Annotated in this window: 12 protein-coding genes; 10 read left to right on the forward strand and 2 right to left on the reverse strand. The window is 45.8% G+C overall.

Annotated elements, in window-relative coordinates:
* Positions 1-10 precede the first annotated feature (10 nt).
* The 7 genes from fliS to IGJ42_RS00730 all read left to right on the forward strand — a co-directional run bounded on the left by fliS (position 11) and on the right by IGJ42_RS00730 (position 10,712).
* A complete protein-coding gene (gene fliS, locus IGJ42_RS00700) occupies positions 11-379 on the forward strand; it encodes a flagellar export chaperone FliS (protein ID WP_008376567.1) in 369 nt (122 codons plus the stop codon).
* Between the two features lie 165 nt (positions 380-544).
* Entirely contained in the window at positions 545-2,296 is a 1,752-nt protein-coding gene (locus IGJ42_RS00705) for a hypothetical protein (RefSeq protein WP_005232737.1), read from the forward strand.
* 166 nt (positions 2,297-2,462) lie between these two features.
* Positions 2,463-2,903 (forward strand): MarR family winged helix-turn-helix transcriptional regulator, encoded by a 441-nt coding sequence (locus IGJ42_RS00710; RefSeq protein WP_008376562.1) that lies wholly within the window; start codon positions 2,463-2,465, stop codon positions 2,901-2,903.
* Complete coding sequence (locus tag IGJ42_RS00715) at positions 2,900-4,651, forward strand: ABC transporter ATP-binding protein (RefSeq protein ID WP_429968970.1); 1,752 nt, start codon at positions 2,900-2,902, stop codon at positions 4,649-4,651. The genes IGJ42_RS00710 and IGJ42_RS00715 overlap by 4 nt, the downstream gene beginning before the upstream one ends.
* The gene (locus IGJ42_RS00720) at positions 4,617-6,383 is read left to right on the forward strand and encodes an ABC transporter ATP-binding protein (RefSeq protein ID WP_429969342.1); all 1,767 of its coding nucleotides are present in this window, start codon (positions 4,617-4,619) and stop codon (positions 6,381-6,383) included. The genes IGJ42_RS00715 and IGJ42_RS00720 overlap by 35 nt, the downstream gene beginning before the upstream one ends.
* A gap of 167 nt (positions 6,384-6,550) precedes the next feature.
* Positions 6,551-7,987, forward strand: a complete 1,437-nt coding sequence (locus IGJ42_RS00725) for a glycoside hydrolase family 1 protein (protein ID WP_016619547.1) — start codon at positions 6,551-6,553, stop codon at positions 7,985-7,987.
* 262 nt (positions 7,988-8,249) lie between these two features.
* Complete coding sequence (locus IGJ42_RS00730) at positions 8,250-10,712, forward strand: heavy metal translocating P-type ATPase (RefSeq protein ID WP_144330756.1); 2,463 nt, start codon at positions 8,250-8,252, stop codon at positions 10,710-10,712.
* Positions 10,713-10,785: 73 nt separating this feature from the next.
* Here the strand turns inward: IGJ42_RS00730 and IGJ42_RS00735 are convergent, their stop codons facing one another.
* Both IGJ42_RS00735 and celB read right to left on the reverse strand, forming a co-directional pair.
* Positions 10,786-11,502, reverse strand: a complete 717-nt coding sequence (locus IGJ42_RS00735) for a GntR family transcriptional regulator (protein ID WP_005232731.1) — start codon at positions 11,500-11,502, stop codon at positions 10,786-10,788.
* Positions 11,503-11,610: 108 nt separating this feature from the next.
* Positions 11,611-12,882, reverse strand: a complete 1,272-nt coding sequence (gene celB, locus IGJ42_RS00740) for a PTS cellobiose transporter subunit IIC (protein ID WP_429968972.1) — start codon at positions 12,880-12,882, stop codon at positions 11,611-11,613.
* A gap of 159 nt (positions 12,883-13,041) precedes the next feature.
* Here celB and IGJ42_RS00745 point away from each other — a divergent pair, with 159 nt between their 5' ends.
* From IGJ42_RS00745 to IGJ42_RS00755, 3 genes are all read left to right on the forward strand, one after another.
* The gene (locus IGJ42_RS00745; RefSeq protein ID WP_371875328.1) at positions 13,042-14,430 is read left to right on the forward strand and encodes a glycoside hydrolase family 1 protein; all 1,389 of its coding nucleotides are present in this window, start codon (positions 13,042-13,044) and stop codon (positions 14,428-14,430) included.
* A gap of 246 nt (positions 14,431-14,676) precedes the next feature.
* Positions 14,677-15,957: a PTS sugar transporter subunit IIC gene (locus IGJ42_RS00750; protein WP_005232725.1), complete on the forward strand. Its 1,281-nt coding sequence runs from the start codon at positions 14,677-14,679 to the stop codon at positions 15,955-15,957.
* A 186-nt stretch (positions 15,958-16,143) separates the two neighbouring features.
* Entirely contained in the window at positions 16,144-16,884 is a 741-nt protein-coding gene (locus IGJ42_RS00755; protein ID WP_008376546.1) for a GntR family transcriptional regulator, read from the forward strand.
* Positions 16,885-16,937: the final 53 nt, after the last annotated feature.

The following is a 16,937-nucleotide window of genomic DNA, read 5'->3' on the forward strand; positions in this document are numbered from 1 at the left end:
GGAAAAAAAGATGAATTATCAAAAAATGCAAAACAACTATCTGCAGAACCAAGTAATGAGTGCCTCCCCCAACAAACTGATTGAAATGCTGTTGCAAGCAGCCATCAAAAACATCAAATTAGCAGTGATCGCATTGGAAAAAGAAGAGTTGAGCCAAGCCCATCAGCAATTTGTCAAGGCGCAGAATATTTTATTGGAATTACGGGTCTCTTTAGACCGTGAGCAAGGCGGCGCTATTGCTGAAGATCTCGATCAGCTGTATGGCTATATGTACGATCAGCTAGTCAGTGCCAATGTCCAAAAAGAGGCAGCCCCTGCAGAAACGGTCGTCCCGCTTTTAAGCGAACTACTGGAAAGCTGGCAAACGATCACCCAATAAATTTGAGAAAAAGCAAAGAAACGACCACCTAAAACCTAGAAAAGTTTAGTAATTGGTTAAATTTTTACCATGTATCCCTTTTCACTAAGCTTTCTTTTTCCCCTCCTCGTCCCTATCTGGTACTCTTTTTATGAGCGTACCGAAAAGGTGCAAGGAGGTTTTTTTTTGAAACAAAAAATAGTACAAAAGCCGCTTTTCTGGCAAGTGGTGATTCTGATTGCAATGAGTGGTGTTTTTTTATTACCGCAGATCTTAGGCCAAGGCATGATTTTGGGCTCTGATGTGGTCTTTCACTTCAATCGTTTTTATGAGACCAGCCAGCAGATCAAAGAGGGCAATTTTCAATATTTTCTTTCTATCTACGGGTTTCAGCAATCTGCTCGTATCGTCAATGCATTATACGGTCCCTTTTTTGCCTATTTCCAAGGTCTGCTGGTCTTGCTGAGTCCTTCGTGGTTTTCCTACCAACTGCTCGCCAATGGGCTGCTCTATCTGCTAGCAGGGTTTTCGATGTTTGGCTTATTAAAGAAACTACGAGTCAATGGCTGGCTGTCAGTGGGGATGAGCATCCTGTTTATGGCGACCTATTCTGTCCAGTATTGGATTGAGCGGCAGGGCTTTTCTGCTTGGGGAGCAGCCGTGTTACCGCTGTGTCTGATTCCACTGATCGCACTAGGGGAACATAAACGGTTGCGGCCTTTTGCGGTAGGGGTTTCCGTGGCGGTCTTATTTCAAATCCATGTGTTTTCAAGCATCTTGTTAGTGCTCTTATATGTGCCCTTTTTCTTACGCGCCTTTTTTGTTGGAACTTCCGGCGAAGAAAAACGACAATTGGTGCTGCGCTTAGCAGGAGCGATCGGGATTTTCTTGCTGCTGACCGCCAATATTTGGTTAGGGATGTTGGATCTCTATACGAGTAACACGTTGATCGCGCCTTTTGTGAATCGCAACATGCAGAACAATACCATTACTGGAACCAGCAGCTATTGGTGGACGACTCCGTACCTGCTGCCAATCTTATGTGCCTTGTTCTTTTGCGGTGCGATTCGTGTATGGCCTCGTCTATCCGGCGGCTTCAAATTAATGACAGCAGCTGCAGCGGTCTTTTTCGTTTTATCATCGAACGCTATTCCTTGGCAATGGCTAGGCAGTCTGGACAATGGTGTGATCAATTTACTACAATTCCCTTTTCGGTTCTTTGTTCCTGCCACGATTTTGATCTTAGTCGGTTTGTGCCTGCTGGTTCCTTATTATCGGGGCAAGCCATTGGCAAATCCGCGTTGGTTCGTCCTCGTTTTAGTTTTGAGTGTTGGTCAAATCCTGATCCAAAACACGGTCAAAATGCAGGACTGGCACTCCGATGAAGCGGCAGTTTCACTGCGAAACCACACCTATCTCTCGGCGGAATCTGAAGCGCAATTGAAGGAAGCCTATTTTAGTAAAGACAAGTCCTTAGCATTAGCGCTGTATCAACGTTCTACCCCAGATTATCTGCCCCTCTATCAAGAGACCAAGAAGAACAAGTACAATTTGTACGGGGAAGAAATCATTGAAAAAAATGATACCGTGGCAAAAACCGTAGAAAACGGGAAGCTTACTTTACGTTGGCAAGGTGATCAAGAGGCGTGGAAGGCGTTACCGATCATCAATTACCGCTATACTGAATTGACCCTCAATCAGCAGCCACTAACTGAGAAAGATGTCTCTTTGAGTGCCATTGGTGCCGTTTCTGTCCAACAGCAAGCAGGGGAGAATGTCTTAGTCGTTGACTATGACGCACCTTGGTTTTTCGACGGAGCTTTATGGCTGACGATCATTTCTTGGCTCGCTTTACTCATCGGCTTTATCAGCTGGAAAACAAGACAGCTGTATCGTCGTCGTAAGGTCGTACAAGCTTTATTGAAAGAATCTGAATAAAATGAATCAGAAAAGAACTTCAGCGAGAGGGCTGAAGTTCTTTTTTTGTTGATCAGCAACAGTGTACCTATTTTTTTCCGAGAGAAACAATAATCGTTGCGTGCGCAACAATTATTCCTTATAATAGATAAGACACTTTGAAGAACCAAGAAAGGCAGGAGTGCTCATGGAAGCCATTATCCGCTCAATCAATCATATTGCCCGTCTCGCCACCCTTTATCGGGAAAAAGAACTGAAAAAATTTGGTTTAGGTGGGATGCATCATACCTATATCTTAAACATTTGCCGTCAACCGGGGATCAGTCAAGAAGCCTTAGCCAAGAAGATTTTTGTTAATAAAAGCAATGTTGCCCGTCAACTAGCGATCTTAGAAGAACGAGGATTTGTCACTAGAGCCAGCAGTCCCACCGACAAACGACAATTACTGGTTTATCCAACCGAAAAAGCACTTGTCGTCCAACCAAAGATCCAACAGCTGCTTCAAAGCTGGAATGAACAAGTCGTAGCAGGTTTTTCTGCTGCCCAACAGCAGCAGTTGATCGCCGATCTGGAAATCGTCAAAGAAAATTCCCAACGGCTTTTAGCGAAAGCTGAGGCGATGGAATGAATCTTTTGGCTCAATATTTAAAACCCTATATCGGGCGCATCTCCCTTGGCGTCAGCATCAAATTCTTCGGGTCATTGATGGACTTGCTATTGCCTTGGATTTTGGCGTATATCATCGATTCTGTGATTCCCACGAAGCAAGTATCAGCGATTTTTGCTTGGGGCGGGGCGATGGTGGTCTGCTCCATCATCGCAGTTGTCACCAATATCATCGCCAATCGGATGGCCTCTAGTGTTGCTCGCGATACCACCGGTAGTATTCGCCATGATTTATTTGAAAAAGTTTCCTATCTGTCGATTCCGCAAGTCGAAGAAGTCGGGATTCCTTCCTTGGTGTCTCGCTTGACGACAGACACTTACAACATCCATCAAACGGTAGGGATGATCCAGCGGATGGGGATTCGTGCCCCGATTCTGTTATTAGGGGGGATCATGATCACTGCTACATTAGATCCCGTTTTGACACTGGTCTTAGTAGGCGTCTTGCCCTTCACTTTAGTGGCGGCAGTCACGATCTCAAAACGGGGGATCCCCTTGTTTGCCTCATTGCAAAAGCAAGTGGATGTGTTGGTGCGGACTGTCCGAGAAAATGTAACTGGGGCTCGGGTGATCAAGGCCTTGTCTAAAGCAGATTACGAGAAAAAGCGCTTTGACCACGTCAATCAAGACGTAGTAGCTGCGGAAACCACTGCTAATCGAACCATGGCTGCAACACCGCCCCTGATGGACCTATTTTTGAATATCGGGTTGACATTGGTGATCGTCGTCAGTGCCTTTCGCGTCAATCAAGGGTTGACCCAACCAGGGGTCATCATTGCCTTTTTGACCTATTTTACGATCATTTTGAATGCCATGCTCAGTATCACTCGCATCTTTGTAATCGTGTCGAAGGGGCTGGCTTCTGCCGATCGGATCCAATCCGTCTTGCGCCTGCCGCAAAATATGCAAGTCATTGAGGCGCCTGTCAAAGAAGAGTCGGCGCATATCGTTTTTGAAAAAGTTTCCTTCACTTATCCTAACGGTACCCGGGTGCTGAAAGACATCGATTTCTCCTTGCAGCCGGGAGAAACCTTAGGGATCATCGGTGCGACTGGTAGCGGAAAATCAACGATCGTCAAATTACTGCTGCGGCTCTATGACCCAACGAAGGGTATGATCCGCATCGCTGGTCGCGACATTCGTTCCATCGATCCGACGGAGCTGCATCAGTTATTCGGTGTCGTCTTACAAAAAGACGTGCTTTTTGCGGAAACGATTGAAGAAAATATCGCCTTTGGCCGGCGGTTTTCCAAAGAGCAGATCGAAGAAGCGGCGGCTCGCGCCCAAGCCAAGGAGTTTATCAATCAACTGCCCAAGCGCTTAGCCCATCCACTGCATGCCAAAGGCAGCAATTTAAGCGGCGGTCAAAAGCAGCGGGTCTTGTTATCGCGGGCATTGGCGGGGGATCCGGAAATTTTGATTTTGGATGACTCCGCCAGTGCGCTAGATTATCGGACCGACGCTCAGTTGCGCAAGGTCCTGAAACAGCAGTTTCAACAGACGACGACGATCTTGATCGCGCAGCGGATCAGTTCGATCCAGCATGCCGACAAAATTTTGGTACTGGAAAATGGTCAAATGAACGGTTTTGGCAGTCACCAAGAATTACTAGCAGATAATGTGATCTACCAAGCCATTTATCAAGGGCAGACAGGAGGTGCCGATGATGCCGAAGATGCCGAAGAAAAAAACGGAAAAACCAAAGGATAGCAAGAAAACACTCCGCCGTTTGTGGGGCTATCTCTACGAGTACAAAGGACTCCTGTTGGCAGCCGCTATTTTAATGATGGTCAGCAACATCTTCGCCTTGGTGGGACCGTTGCTTTCCGGGTACGCCATTGATGCCATTCAACCGGGTCCCGGCAAGGTCATTTTTGAACGAGTCTTCTTTTATTGTGGGCTGATGCTCCTGTTTTATCTTGCGTCTTCCCTTCTTAGTTATCTGATTTCGCTCATGATGATTCGCTTGAGTCAGCGGGTGGTGGCAGCGATGCGTAAGGCGATTTTTGATAAAATCACCGAACTGCCGGTGGGGTATTTTGACCGAGTCGCCACTGGGGATATCATCAGCCGCATCAGTTATGATGTCGATACCATCAATACGTCATTGGCCAGCGATGCCATTCAAGTTCTCAGCAGTCTTGTGACGATCATTGGTTCGTTTGTGATGATGGTTTTGATTTCGCCGCTGCTGGTGCTGATTTTTGTCGTAACGGTTCCCGCTTCGATCTTTTTGACCCGCTTTTTGATGAGCAAATTTCAACCATTGTTTCGCCGTCGTTCCCGCAAATTAGGCGAATTGAACGGCTTTGTGGAAGAGATTATTTCTGGTCAGCAAACGATCAAGCTGTATAACCAAGAAGAAGCGATCATCAGCCGTTTTGACGAAAAAAACCAAGAAGCGGTGGATGCCTATTACAATGCCGAGTACTACGGTAGTATGACTGGTCCTTCCATCAACTTTATCAACAATCTGTCGTTGTCCTTGATCAGTATGTTTGGCGCCTTGCTGTTTTTGTTCGGTCATCTGACATTAGGGAATGTTTCTTCCTTTGTTCTTTACTCCAGAAAATTCTCAGGACCAATCAATGAGTTAGCCAACATCTTCAGTGATTTGCAATCGGCATTGGCGGCGGCAGAACGGATCTTCCGTTTGCTGGATGAAGAACCGGAAGTTTCTGATGTTCCTGGAGCCTACGAATACCACGAGGTGTCTGGTGATGTCGCCTTTGACCATGTGACCTTCGGCTATCAAGCACAGCAGCCCATCATCAAAGACCTTTCGCTGCAAGTACCAGCTGGCAGCTTGGTCGCGATCGTCGGACCAACCGGAGCCGGGAAAACCACCATTGTGAACCTCTTGATGCGGTTTTATGACCCTGACCAAGGAGCGATTCGTTTAGACGGAAAAAATATCCGCCAAACGACACGCCGCAGCTTACGGCAAAGCTATGCAATGGTGCTGCAAGACACGTGGCTGTTCACGGGAACGATTTTTGAAAATTTGGCCTACGGCAAGGCGAATGCGACGATGGCAGAAGTCCAAGCTGCTGCACAAGCCGCCCATATCCATGACTTTATTATGAGCCTGCCAAAAGGCTATGATACTTTGATTTCTGAAGACGGAACCGGTATTTCACAAGGGCAAAAACAACTATTGACGATTGCGCGAGCAATGCTCTTAGATGCCGATCTGCTGATTCTTGATGAAGCCACATCGAATGTCGACACGCAAACGGAGCTGCTGATCCAAGCAGCGATGACCAAATTGATGAAAGGCAAAACCTCCTTTGTGATCGCTCATCGCTTGTCCACGATTCGACATGCCGACACGATCCTCGTGGTGGAACAGGGCAATATCGTAGAGCAAGGGACCCACGAAGAGTTAGTAGCCAAAGAGGGGCGTTATGCCGCACTCTATCAGGCACAATTTGACGCATGATCCATAGCTAGTCCGCATCCGTACAAGGAGTAACCCACTGCTTGCACGGATGTTTTTTGCGTGCCATCGGCTTTCTTGGCACAGGTAAAAAATCTTCTTATGACAAATCAGGCAATTATCGGTATACTTAAGAAAGGGGTATCATCAAACAGAAAGAAGGGAAACAATTGGATCATAAACAACTAAAAGAATTCCCCAACGATTTCTTATGGGGTTCAGCATCAGCAGCCTATCAAGTAGAGGGCGCATGGCAAGAAGACGGCAAAGGCGCTTCAGTTTGGGACGATTTTGTCCGCATTCCAGGCAAAACCTTTAAAGCAACTAACGGAGATGTCGCGGTCGACCATTACCACCGCTTCAAAGAAGATGTTGCCTTGATGAAAGAACAAGGATTGAAAACCTATCGTTTTTCCATTGCATGGACACGGATTTTTCCAGAAGGACGAGGAGAAGTCAATCAAGCAGGGTTAGACTTTTATTTAGCATTGATCGATGAGCTGATTAAAGCAGGGATCGAACCAATGGTGACCTTGTACCATTGGGATCTGCCACGTACGTTGCAAGAAGAATATGGCGGCTGGGAATCTCGCAAAATCATTGAAGATTTCACCAACTATGCGGCCGTATTATTTGAAGCCTTTCGCGGCAAAGTTCACTATTGGGTCAGCTTGAATGAACAAAATATCTTTACTTCTTTAGGCTATCTTTTAGCTGCCCATCCACCAGGAGTGACCGATCCTAAACGGATGTATGAAGTCAATCATATCGCTAACTTGGCGAATGCTTCGGTGATCAACAAGTTCCACGAGATGGAAATCCCAGGGAAAATCGGACCAAGTTTCGCCTACTCACCAAACTACCCAATCAACAGCGACCCGAAAAATATTTTGGCAGCTGAAAATGCCGAAGACTTGATGGCGCACTATTGGTTAGATGTCTATCTTTGGGGCGAATACCCGATTGCCGCAATGAATTACTTGAACGAGCAAGGGATCGCGCCTACGATCGAACCAGGAGACATGGACTTGCTGCGTTCAGCAAAACCAGATTTCTTAGGGATCAACTATTACCAAACAGCAACGAATGCCTACAATCCATTAGATGGTGTCGGTGCCGGTAAAATGAACACCACTGGGAAAAAAGGTAGCTCCGAAGAAACCGGGACACCAGGAATGTTCAAAAAAGCTGAAAATCCATTTGTGGAACGGACGAATTGGGATTGGGAGATCGATCCTCAAGGGCTGCGGATCGCTTTACGCCGAATCACTAGCCGTTATCGGGTGCCTGTGATCATTACGGAAAACGGACTTGGTGAATACGATAAACTAACAGACGATCACCAAATCCATGACCAATACCGCATCGATTATTTAGCAGGGCATGTCCATGCCATCAAAGAAGCGATCAGCGACGGCGCGGAAGTTCTTGGCTATTGCACCTGGTCCTTCACTGATTTGCTAAGCTGGTTGAACGGCTACCAAAAACGCTATGGCTTTGTCTACGTCGACCAAGATGAAACCCAAGAAGGGTCACTGGCACGCTACAAGAAAGACAGCTTCTACTGGTATCAAGAGCTGATCAAAACCAACGGGCAAGAGTGCTAGCCTCCTAAAGCCAATACCTAAATAAGCGAAACGACCCCTGCAACGGCAGTGATCGTTTCTTAGAAAAAAGTACGTTCCACCTGTAGCGACCGCCCAAAGGTAGACCAAAAGTCTCGCTTTTTGGGCCGCTTCAAAGGAGAACGTCCTTTTTTTGAGTATTATCGTTGACAAGTGTAAACGATAATTGTAAAGTAGAAGAAGATTACAACTGTAAACATAAAAGGTGAATGGGTTTGCATAGCAAGCAAGGAGGAAGGAAACAATGATCGAAAAGAATTATGGGGTAAAAGGGATGACCTGTGCGTCTTGTTCCCAGACAGTCGAAAAAACAGTCAGCAAGCTGGCGGGGGTCGACCAAGCAGCTGTCAATTTGGCTACTGAAAAATTACATATTCGTTATGATGAGCAGCAGCTCACCGAAGAAACACTCGCTGAGGCCATCAAAGCAGCGGGCTATCAACTGATCGGCTCTCAAAGACAAGAGACCTTTGCCATCTCGGGCATGACCTGTGCGTCTTGTGCCCAAACAGTAGAAAAAGCTGTCCAAAAATTAGCGGGTGTGGAGCAAGCCTCCGTCAATCTGGCGACAGAAAAACTGACGGTCAGCTATCAACAAGACCAAGTGTCCGCCGCGAAGATCGCAGCTGCCGTGAAAGAGGCGGGCTATGACGCACAGCTGCCGACCGCTTCTGCCGACAAGGCGGATTCAAAACAGGCAGAGATTCGTGCTTTATGGCAACGGTTTTGGCTTTCGGCGCTCTTTACGATCCCCTTGTTCTATTTGACGATGGGGGAAATGATCGGTTTGCCGATCCCTGGCTTTTTAGATCCAATGGCCTATCCAGTCAATTTCGTTACCACTCAATTGATTTTAGTCTTACCGGTGATGGTCCTCGGTCGCGCCTTTTACATTGCTGGTTTCAAAGCGCTTTGGAAAGGCCATCCTAACATGGATTCCCTCGTCGCATTGGGAACCAGTGCTGCCTTCTTTTATAGTATTTATGGGACCGTGATGGTCTACCTAGGCACGACCCACTATGCGATGCACTTGTACTATGAAACGGCCGCCGTTATTTTGGCATTAGTTACCTTAGGAAAATACCTTGAGTCGGTCTCGAAGGGCAAAACCTCCGAAGCCATCAAGAAGTTGTTGGATCTCGCACCGAAAAAAGCCCGCGTGCTTCGCGGCAGCGGGCATCAAGCCGAAGAAGTCGAAGTGGGTATTGAAGAAGTCGCAGCCGGCGATATCTTAGTCGTACGACCTGGTGAAAAGATTCCTGTGGATGGGATCGTTACCCAAGGACGCTCTGCCATCGATGAATCAATGATCACCGGAGAAAGCTTACCTATCGAAAAACAAGTCGGTGATCGGGTGATCGGCGCTAGTATCAACAAAAATGGCTCGTTTCAATACGAAGCCACCAATGTGGGAGAAGATTCAACGTTAGCGCAAATCATTCAGTTAGTAGAAAATGCCCAAGGCTCCAAAGCGCCGATTGCCCGCATGGCAGATAAAGTTTCGGGTGTGTTTGTCCCGATTGTCATGGTCTTGGCGGTTTTTGCAGGACTTGCCTGGTTTTTCTTAGGACAAGAAACCTGGATCTTCTCATTGACCATTACGATCTCTGTATTAGTGATTGCTTGTCCGTGTGCCTTAGGATTAGCGACACCGACCGCCATCATGGTGGGTGCGGGCAAAGGGGCAGAAAATGGCGTCTTGATCAAAAGCGGCGATGCGTTAGAAACAGCTAGAAACGTGACGACGATCGTCTTTGATAAAACCGGCACGATCACAGAAGGCAAACCAGTCGTAACCGATCTCCTGCCTGCCGGCAACCACACGCCGACGGAATTGCTGCAGCTGGCGGCTTCTGTTGAAAAAGGCTCAGAACATCCATTAGGCGAAGCCATTGTGATCGAAGCCCGCAAGCAAGCCCTCGCCCTACAAGAAGTTGACGGGTTTGAAGCGATTCCCGGTCATGGGATTCAAGGCACGATTGCTGGCAGTCCAGTCCTATTAGGCAACCAGAAATGGCTGGAAAAACAAAACGTTGCCATCGATGGCCTGATCGAGCAAGCCCAACAATTGGCTCACGAAGGGAAAACACCGATGTATGTTGCCAAAGACGGCGAAGCGATCGGGATCATCGCTGTGGCAGATACTATCAAAGAAAGCAGTCGAAAAGCCATTGAACGTCTGCATCAAATGGGCTTGTACGTAGCAATGATCACTGGCGACAATGCTCGGACAGCCCAAGCCATCGCCAAACAAGTCGGTATCGATGAAGTAATCAGTGACGTCTTGCCAGAAGATAAAGCCGCCAAAGTAGCCGGCCTGCAAGCCAAAGGCCAAAAGGTTGCGATGGTAGGTGACGGGATCAATGATGCGCCGGCGTTAGCCCAAGCCGATGTAGGGATCGCGATTGGCTCTGGTACCGATGTCGCCATCGAATCGGCAGACATCGTACTGATGCGCAGCGATCTGATGGACGTCCCATCAGCGATCGAGTTAAGTCGGGCAACCATCAAAAACATCAAAGAAAATCTTTTCTGGGCTTTTGCTTATAACGTCTTAGGCATTCCTGTCGCAATGGGTGTGTTGCATCTTTTCGGCGGCCCCTTGCTCAATCCAATGATCGCCGGGGCGGCCATGAGCTTCAGCTCGGTATCCGTTTTATTAAATGCCTTGCGGCTGAAACGATTCCAACCCTCAGCAAAAAAATAAACGAAGCAACGAATGCAACAACAAAAAGACCTGCCCACGGTTTCTGATGGAAGAAAACCGTGGATAGGTCTTTTTAGTGCTGGACATCTAAATAAGAGTAGGCCCGCACGTCATAACGGTTGCGACTACGGGAAAATTCGATAGGTGAGCCATTTTTCTGATAGACGATCTGTTCGATCTCTAAAACCGGATCATCGGCTTTACAGTCCAAATACCGTTGATCGTACGCGGTGCTTTTATCAGCGGCAATGGTGCGGTAAGCGCCGGCAAACTGGACCCCTAGTTCCTCTTTGACATAGCGGTAGATAGAACTTTCTAAATGGCCACGAGTTAAATTGGGCACCAAATGGACCGGCATATAGGTATATTCTAAAATAAACGGCTGGTCTTCAAGAATCCGCAAGCGGACAATACTATAGATTGGCTGTTCTTCCGTCAACATCAACTTTTCTTGGATCGTTTGGTCAGGAAATTCGACTTGAAAATCGATGACCTGACTGACTAGCTTGCGGCCAGCTTTGCCCATTTCTGTTGACAAGCCTTCATAGACCGTTAAAGCAGTGGTGTCTTTTTTTAAGAATGGGTGGTTCAATATTTTTGTTCCAGCGCCCCGCTGAGAATAAACCAGTCCTTCCATGGCTAAAATACCGATGGCTTTTTTGACGGTCATCCGGCTGACTCCGAATTCTTCGACTAAATCAGTTTGATTCGGCAGTAAGCTGTCAGGCGGATACGTTTTGTTTTTGATACGTGTGCGTAAAATATTGGCAATTTCTTGGTATTTTGGCATCTGATCACCTCGCAAGAAGTATAGCTGAAAAAAGCGGTTTCGACAATCAAACCTTGGTTTTTTTATAAAAAGAACGGCTGACTGAAAAAATTCAGCCAGCCGTTGCGCTTAATCGATCGATGGTTCTGCTTGACGATCTAAAACACGTAAGAATGGATACCAGATTAAGCCGACCATCACCACGTCAATGACTTGCAGCAAACCACCTAACCAAGAGTTGGTTGCTAAGACACCACTGAAGACCACTGGAACGGTCCAAGGAACAGAAACACCAGTTGGTGCAGGAACAAGTCCAGCCGCCATCACTAAGTAGTTGAAGGTCGTTACCACAAGAGGTGCCACGACCCAAGGAATCAGGATCGTCGCATTCAAGACGATCGGCATACCGAAGATTGCTGGTTCGTTAACGTTAAAGATCCCTGGTGCTAAAGCCAAACGACCCACATCGCGGTATTGTTTTTTCTTCAATACAAAAGCCATCAAGATAACAACGGCTAACGTCATACCAGAACCGCCTAATCCAACGGTGAAGGTTTCCATAAATGGTTTTGTGACGATATGCGGCAGTGCATCCCCATTTTGATACGCTTCTAAGTTGTCTAACATTAATGTATTCCAAATCGGGTCCATCACAGAGTTGACGATGATTTGACCATGTAGACCGAAGAACCAAAGGAATTGGACAAAGAACAAAGCCAATAGAGTTGCTGGCAAGCTGCTGCCTAGTCCAGTCAATGGTTTTTGGATCAATTCATAAACCAAGTCATGCAAGTTGGCATTGAAGACACCCGTCATGATGGCATTGATCACTAAAAATACCGTTAAGGTGATAATTGCTGGAATCAAAGCGGCAAAAGATTTAGAAACTGCTGGTGGCACCCCATCAGGCATTTTGATCTGCCAGCCGCGTTTTGTGATGCGGCAATAGATTTCAGCTGCTAAAAATGCTGCGATCATCCCGATAAACATCCCTTTTGCGCCAAGACGATCAAGAGACAGCACGCCGGAGATCGTTTCGCCAGATTCAGTAGTCATAAAGAAAGGAGTTAAGATCAAAAAGCTGGCAAAAGAAACGGCGCCGCCAAAAATCCCTTCCACATCATATGATTTTGATAAATAATAGCCGATACCGAAAGTAACGAAAACAGTCATGATACTCATTGTTGCATTTTGCCCATTGCCAAACAGCGTTCCTAATGTTCCTTTAGTGGCATCACTGAAGAAGGGCAGGTTGTTTAAAACGACCACGATCGATCCAAACATAGTGATTGGGAACGAAAGCATAAACGCGTCCCGCAAGACGGTCAGGTAGCGATTTTGTCCTAAGGCATTCGCCAAGGGCAAAATCTTTTCAGATAACTTGTCCATAAAACCATTCATTATTAGTTCACTCCTTAAATTTCTTTTTGCAATCGATTACATTGATAATGTATCATGTTTTATTTTAAATGTCTATACATTTATTTTGAAAAAGATTGATTTTTGTAACTGCTTCCTTTATGATTAGGGCAGCAAAGAAAAAATGAGGAGTGAATGAAGATGGATTATCAATTTCCAGCAGGCTTTTGGTGGGGGTCAGCCGCTAGTGGCCCACAAACAGAAGGTGTATTTGAAGGTGATGGCAAAGGGGCAAGCATCTGGGATTACTGGTATCAGCAAGAACCAGAGAAATTTTTCAATGGGGTAGGTCCTGAAAAAACCTCGCAAGTCTACACACGCTATCAAGAAGATATTCAACTCATGAAAGAAACCGGCCATACGACGTTTCGGACGTCGATCCAATGGAGTCGTCTTTTCCCGCAAGGCAAAGGAGAAGTCAATCAAAAAGCCGTTGATTTTTACAATGCCTACATTGATGAGTTGATCGCCAACGGGATCGAACCTTTCATGAATTTATACCACTTCGATATGCCAATGGCGCTGCAAGAAAAAGGCGGCTGGTTGAACCGAGAGACCGTGGATGCCTATGTCGCGTTTGCGCAAACCTGCTTTACGTTATTTGGTGATCGTGTCAAGAAATGGTTCACTCATAATGAACCGATCGTCCCTGTTGAAGGCGGCTATCTTTACCAATTCCATTATCCGAATGAGATCAACATGAAACATGCAGTCCAAGTTGGGTTCCACGAAACGTTGGCGAGTGCTAAAGCCATCAAAGTTTACCATGAGATGAACCTTGGTGGGGAGATCGGCATTATTTTGAATTTGACGCCAAGCTATCCAAGAGATGAGAACGATCCAGAGGATGTCAAAGCAGCGCAAATCGCAGATGCCTTCTTTAATCGCTCTTTCTTAGACCCTGCTGTCAAAGGCACGTTCCCAGAAGAATTAGTGACCATCGTCAAGGAATTAGATATGGTACCAGCGATGGAAGCTGATGATTTACAAACGATTCGCGAAAATACGATCGACTTGTTGGGGATCAATTATTACCAACCTCGTCGTATCATGAAGAAAGAATCACCGATCGATCAAGCGAAAAGTCCAATGCCAGATGATTACTTTGATAACTATGATATGCCAAACAAGAAAATGAACCCGTATCGTGGATGGGAAATCTATGAAAAAGGGATCTATGATATTTTGACAAACACGCGAGAAAACTATGGCAATATCAAGTGCTACATTTCTGAAAATGGCATGGGTGTCGAAGGAGAAGAACGTTTCGTCAATGCTGATGGCGTGATCGAAGATGATTACCGCATCGAGTTTGTCTCTGACCACTTGAAGTATGTCCACCAAGCGATCCAAGAAGGAACCAATTGTGTTGGCTACCATATGTGGACCTGCATGGACAACTGGTCCTGGACCAATGCTTACAAGAACCGTTACGGATTTATCTCCGTTGACTTAGCAAATGATGCTAAACGAACGGTGAAAAAATCAGGTCGTTGGTTTAAAGAAGTTTCAGATAATAACGGCTTTTAATAACAATGGAAAAAGCAATGCTGTAGGGATCAGCATTGCTTTTTTTGTGTAAAATCGCGGATTTTTCTGTCTTGTTCCGAAGGGCATTCTCTATTAAAAAACCACCTGTTTTTGCAAATGATAAGCTGGGTTAAACAAAAGCACGGTTTTGATAAAGAAAAGACTAGACATGGAAACGTTCTCGTGGTATTCTTTAGTAGAAATCGGTTTCATTATTTTGTTTAGGGTTTGAAAGGAGAAAAAACAATGGATAAATTTATTGGATTTATGGAGAAGCACTTTATTCCGATCGCTTCTAAAATAGGCTCTCAAAGACATCTAGTGGCCATTCGTGACGGATTTATCGTAACGATGCCGTTGATGATCTTAGGCTCTTTTGGTGTATTGATCAACAACTTACCAATTCCTGCCTATATTGATTTTATGAATGGCATTTTTGGTGAAGGGACATGGCAAGCCTTTGGGAACAACTTGTCAGCAGGTACTTTTTCAATACTTGGTCTGTTAATCGCTTTCACAGTAGCGTATAATTTAGCTAAAAGCTACAATCAAGACGCATTAGGTGCTGGGGCGATCTCAGTTGCAAGTTTCTTCGCATTAGGTGCAATGGCGACAGGCCCAGATGGTTTGTTAACAGCTGCCGGACTTGGTTCTCAAGGATTATTTTTAGCATTAATCGTATCGATCATTTCTACTGAGATCTTCCGTCGTCTAGCTGGCAACCCACGCTTAGTCATCAACATGCCTGATGGCGTACCACCAGCAGTATCACGTTCATTTGCTGCGTTATTCCCAGCAATGATCACCGTATCGATCTTTGCTTTGTTTACAGCAATTTTCCAAGCATTTGGTGTGACAAGTATCGTATTGTCCTTCTATGAATTGGTGCAACAACCATTCATGGGCTTGGCAAACTCTTACCCAGCTGCTTTGCTATTAGGTTTTATCTCTGCATTCTTATGGTTCTTTGGTTTACATGGTGCCAACATCATCGATCCATTCATGCAAACGATCAATGTGCCAGCGATCGAAGCAAACGCACGAGCATTAGAAGCAGGCACAGATTTGCCTTATATCGTGAACAAACCATTCTTTGATTCTTTCGTGAACATCGGCGGAACAGGTGCGACACTAGGTCTTTTGATTGCGATCTTCTTAGTTGCTCGTCATCATAAAGCATATATGACTGTCGCAAAACTATCCGTTGCACCAGGTGTGTTCATGATCAATGAACCAGTGATGTTTGGGTTACCAGTTGTCTTGAACCCAATCTTGTTCATCCCATATGTGTTGACACCACTTGTTTTAGTCACGACTGCTTATTTTGCAACTGCAACTGGCTTAGTTCCTGCAAGTACCGTCATCGCACCATGGACGACGCCACCAATCATCGGCGGTATTTTGTCGACACAAAGTATTGCTGGCGGAATCTTGGCAGCTGTTAACTTGATCTTGTCGATCGTTATCTACTTGCCGTTCGTGAAAATGGCGCAAATTCAAGAAACACGCCGTTTAAAAAATGCGTAATGTCTGATCGAGTCGATTAGAAACAAGCGCCAAACGTAATAGACCTTATCCGGCCGCGATCAGAGTGCAATACCCCTTATCACACTGCTTCATTGGAAGGTGCAGTGGTGTGATGACACTCTTTTCGTTTGGCCGGTTCTTTTCTCGTTTTTCAATCAATACAACACACGTTTTGGAGGTGGCAAAATGCCCAAATATATGGAGATCGCAGATGTTCTGCGTAAAAGAATCAAGGACGGAACTTATCCGAAAGACAGTCTTTTACCTTATCAAACAGAGTTAGTGGAAGAGTTTGGCGTCAGCCGAATGACGATTAAAAATGCGGTGAATATCCTGATTATGGAAGGCTTGCTGCTGACAAAGCGCGGCTTAGGGACCAAAGTTTTGAATCATTCCTTTTGGGGCAAAGATACCTCATCGGTGACAGAATACAAAGGCCTGAGCTATCAGATGAAACAAGAAAAACGGACGTTGACTAGCCAAGTCATCACCTTTGAAGTCTGTTTTCCTACAACAAGAATTCAAGAGATGCTTCAGATCACTGCCGAACAACCAATCTATCATGTGATCCGTTTGCGGATCTTAGAAGGCAATCCCTACATACTCGAGCATTCCTATATGCCGTTGGATCTGGTCAGCGGTTTGACGAAAGAGATCTTGGAAGAATCCGTCTATGACTATCTGTTGCAAGATTTAGGCTACAAATTTGCTGGTGCTTATCGGACTTTTCAGGCTGCCAAAAGTGATGAATACGATCAAACCTATTTAGCGTGCCAAGCAGATGATCCAGTATTGGAATTAGAACAGATCATCTATTTAGAATCGGGACGTCCAGTGGACTATTCCTGCAGCCGCAATCGGTATGATGTTCGTGGCTATTCCATGTTAGACATGAAGCCTGATCTGTTACAGCACCGCAAAAAGTAACGGCTTACAAAATGGTTCTTCAACGAAAAAACGCTTCATAGCTACTGTTGGCT

Source organism: Enterococcus sp. DIV1067f (assembly GCF_050543505.1).
Classification (GTDB): Bacteria; Bacillota; Bacilli; order Lactobacillales; family Enterococcaceae; genus Enterococcus_D; species Enterococcus_D entomosocium.

Coding starts and splice junctions, on each gene's coding strand:
- fliS (WP_008376567.1), top strand. CDS start 11: ATGAATTATCAAAAAATGCAAAACAACTATCTGCAGAACCAAGTAATG.
- IGJ42_RS00710 (WP_008376562.1), top strand. CDS start 2,463: ATGGAAGCCATTATCCGCTCAATCAATCATATTGCCCGTCTCGCCACC.
- IGJ42_RS00715 (WP_429968970.1), top strand. CDS start 2,900: ATGAATCTTTTGGCTCAATATTTAAAACCCTATATCGGGCGCATCTCC.
- IGJ42_RS00720 (WP_429969342.1), top strand. CDS start 4,617: ATGCCGAAGAAAAAAACGGAAAAACCAAAGGATAGCAAGAAAACACTC.
- IGJ42_RS00730 (WP_144330756.1), top strand. CDS start 8,250: ATGATCGAAAAGAATTATGGGGTAAAAGGGATGACCTGTGCGTCTTGT.
- IGJ42_RS00735 (WP_005232731.1), bottom strand. CDS start 11,502: ATGCCAAAATACCAAGAAATTGCCAATATTTTACGCACACGTATCAAA.
- celB (WP_429968972.1), bottom strand. CDS start 12,882: ATGAATGGTTTTATGGACAAGTTATCTGAAAAGATTTTGCCCTTGGCG.
- IGJ42_RS00745 (WP_371875328.1), top strand. CDS start 13,042: ATGGATTATCAATTTCCAGCAGGCTTTTGGTGGGGGTCAGCCGCTAGT.
- IGJ42_RS00750 (WP_005232725.1), top strand. CDS start 14,677: ATGGATAAATTTATTGGATTTATGGAGAAGCACTTTATTCCGATCGCT.
- IGJ42_RS00755 (WP_008376546.1), top strand. CDS start 16,144: ATGCCCAAATATATGGAGATCGCAGATGTTCTGCGTAAAAGAATCAAG.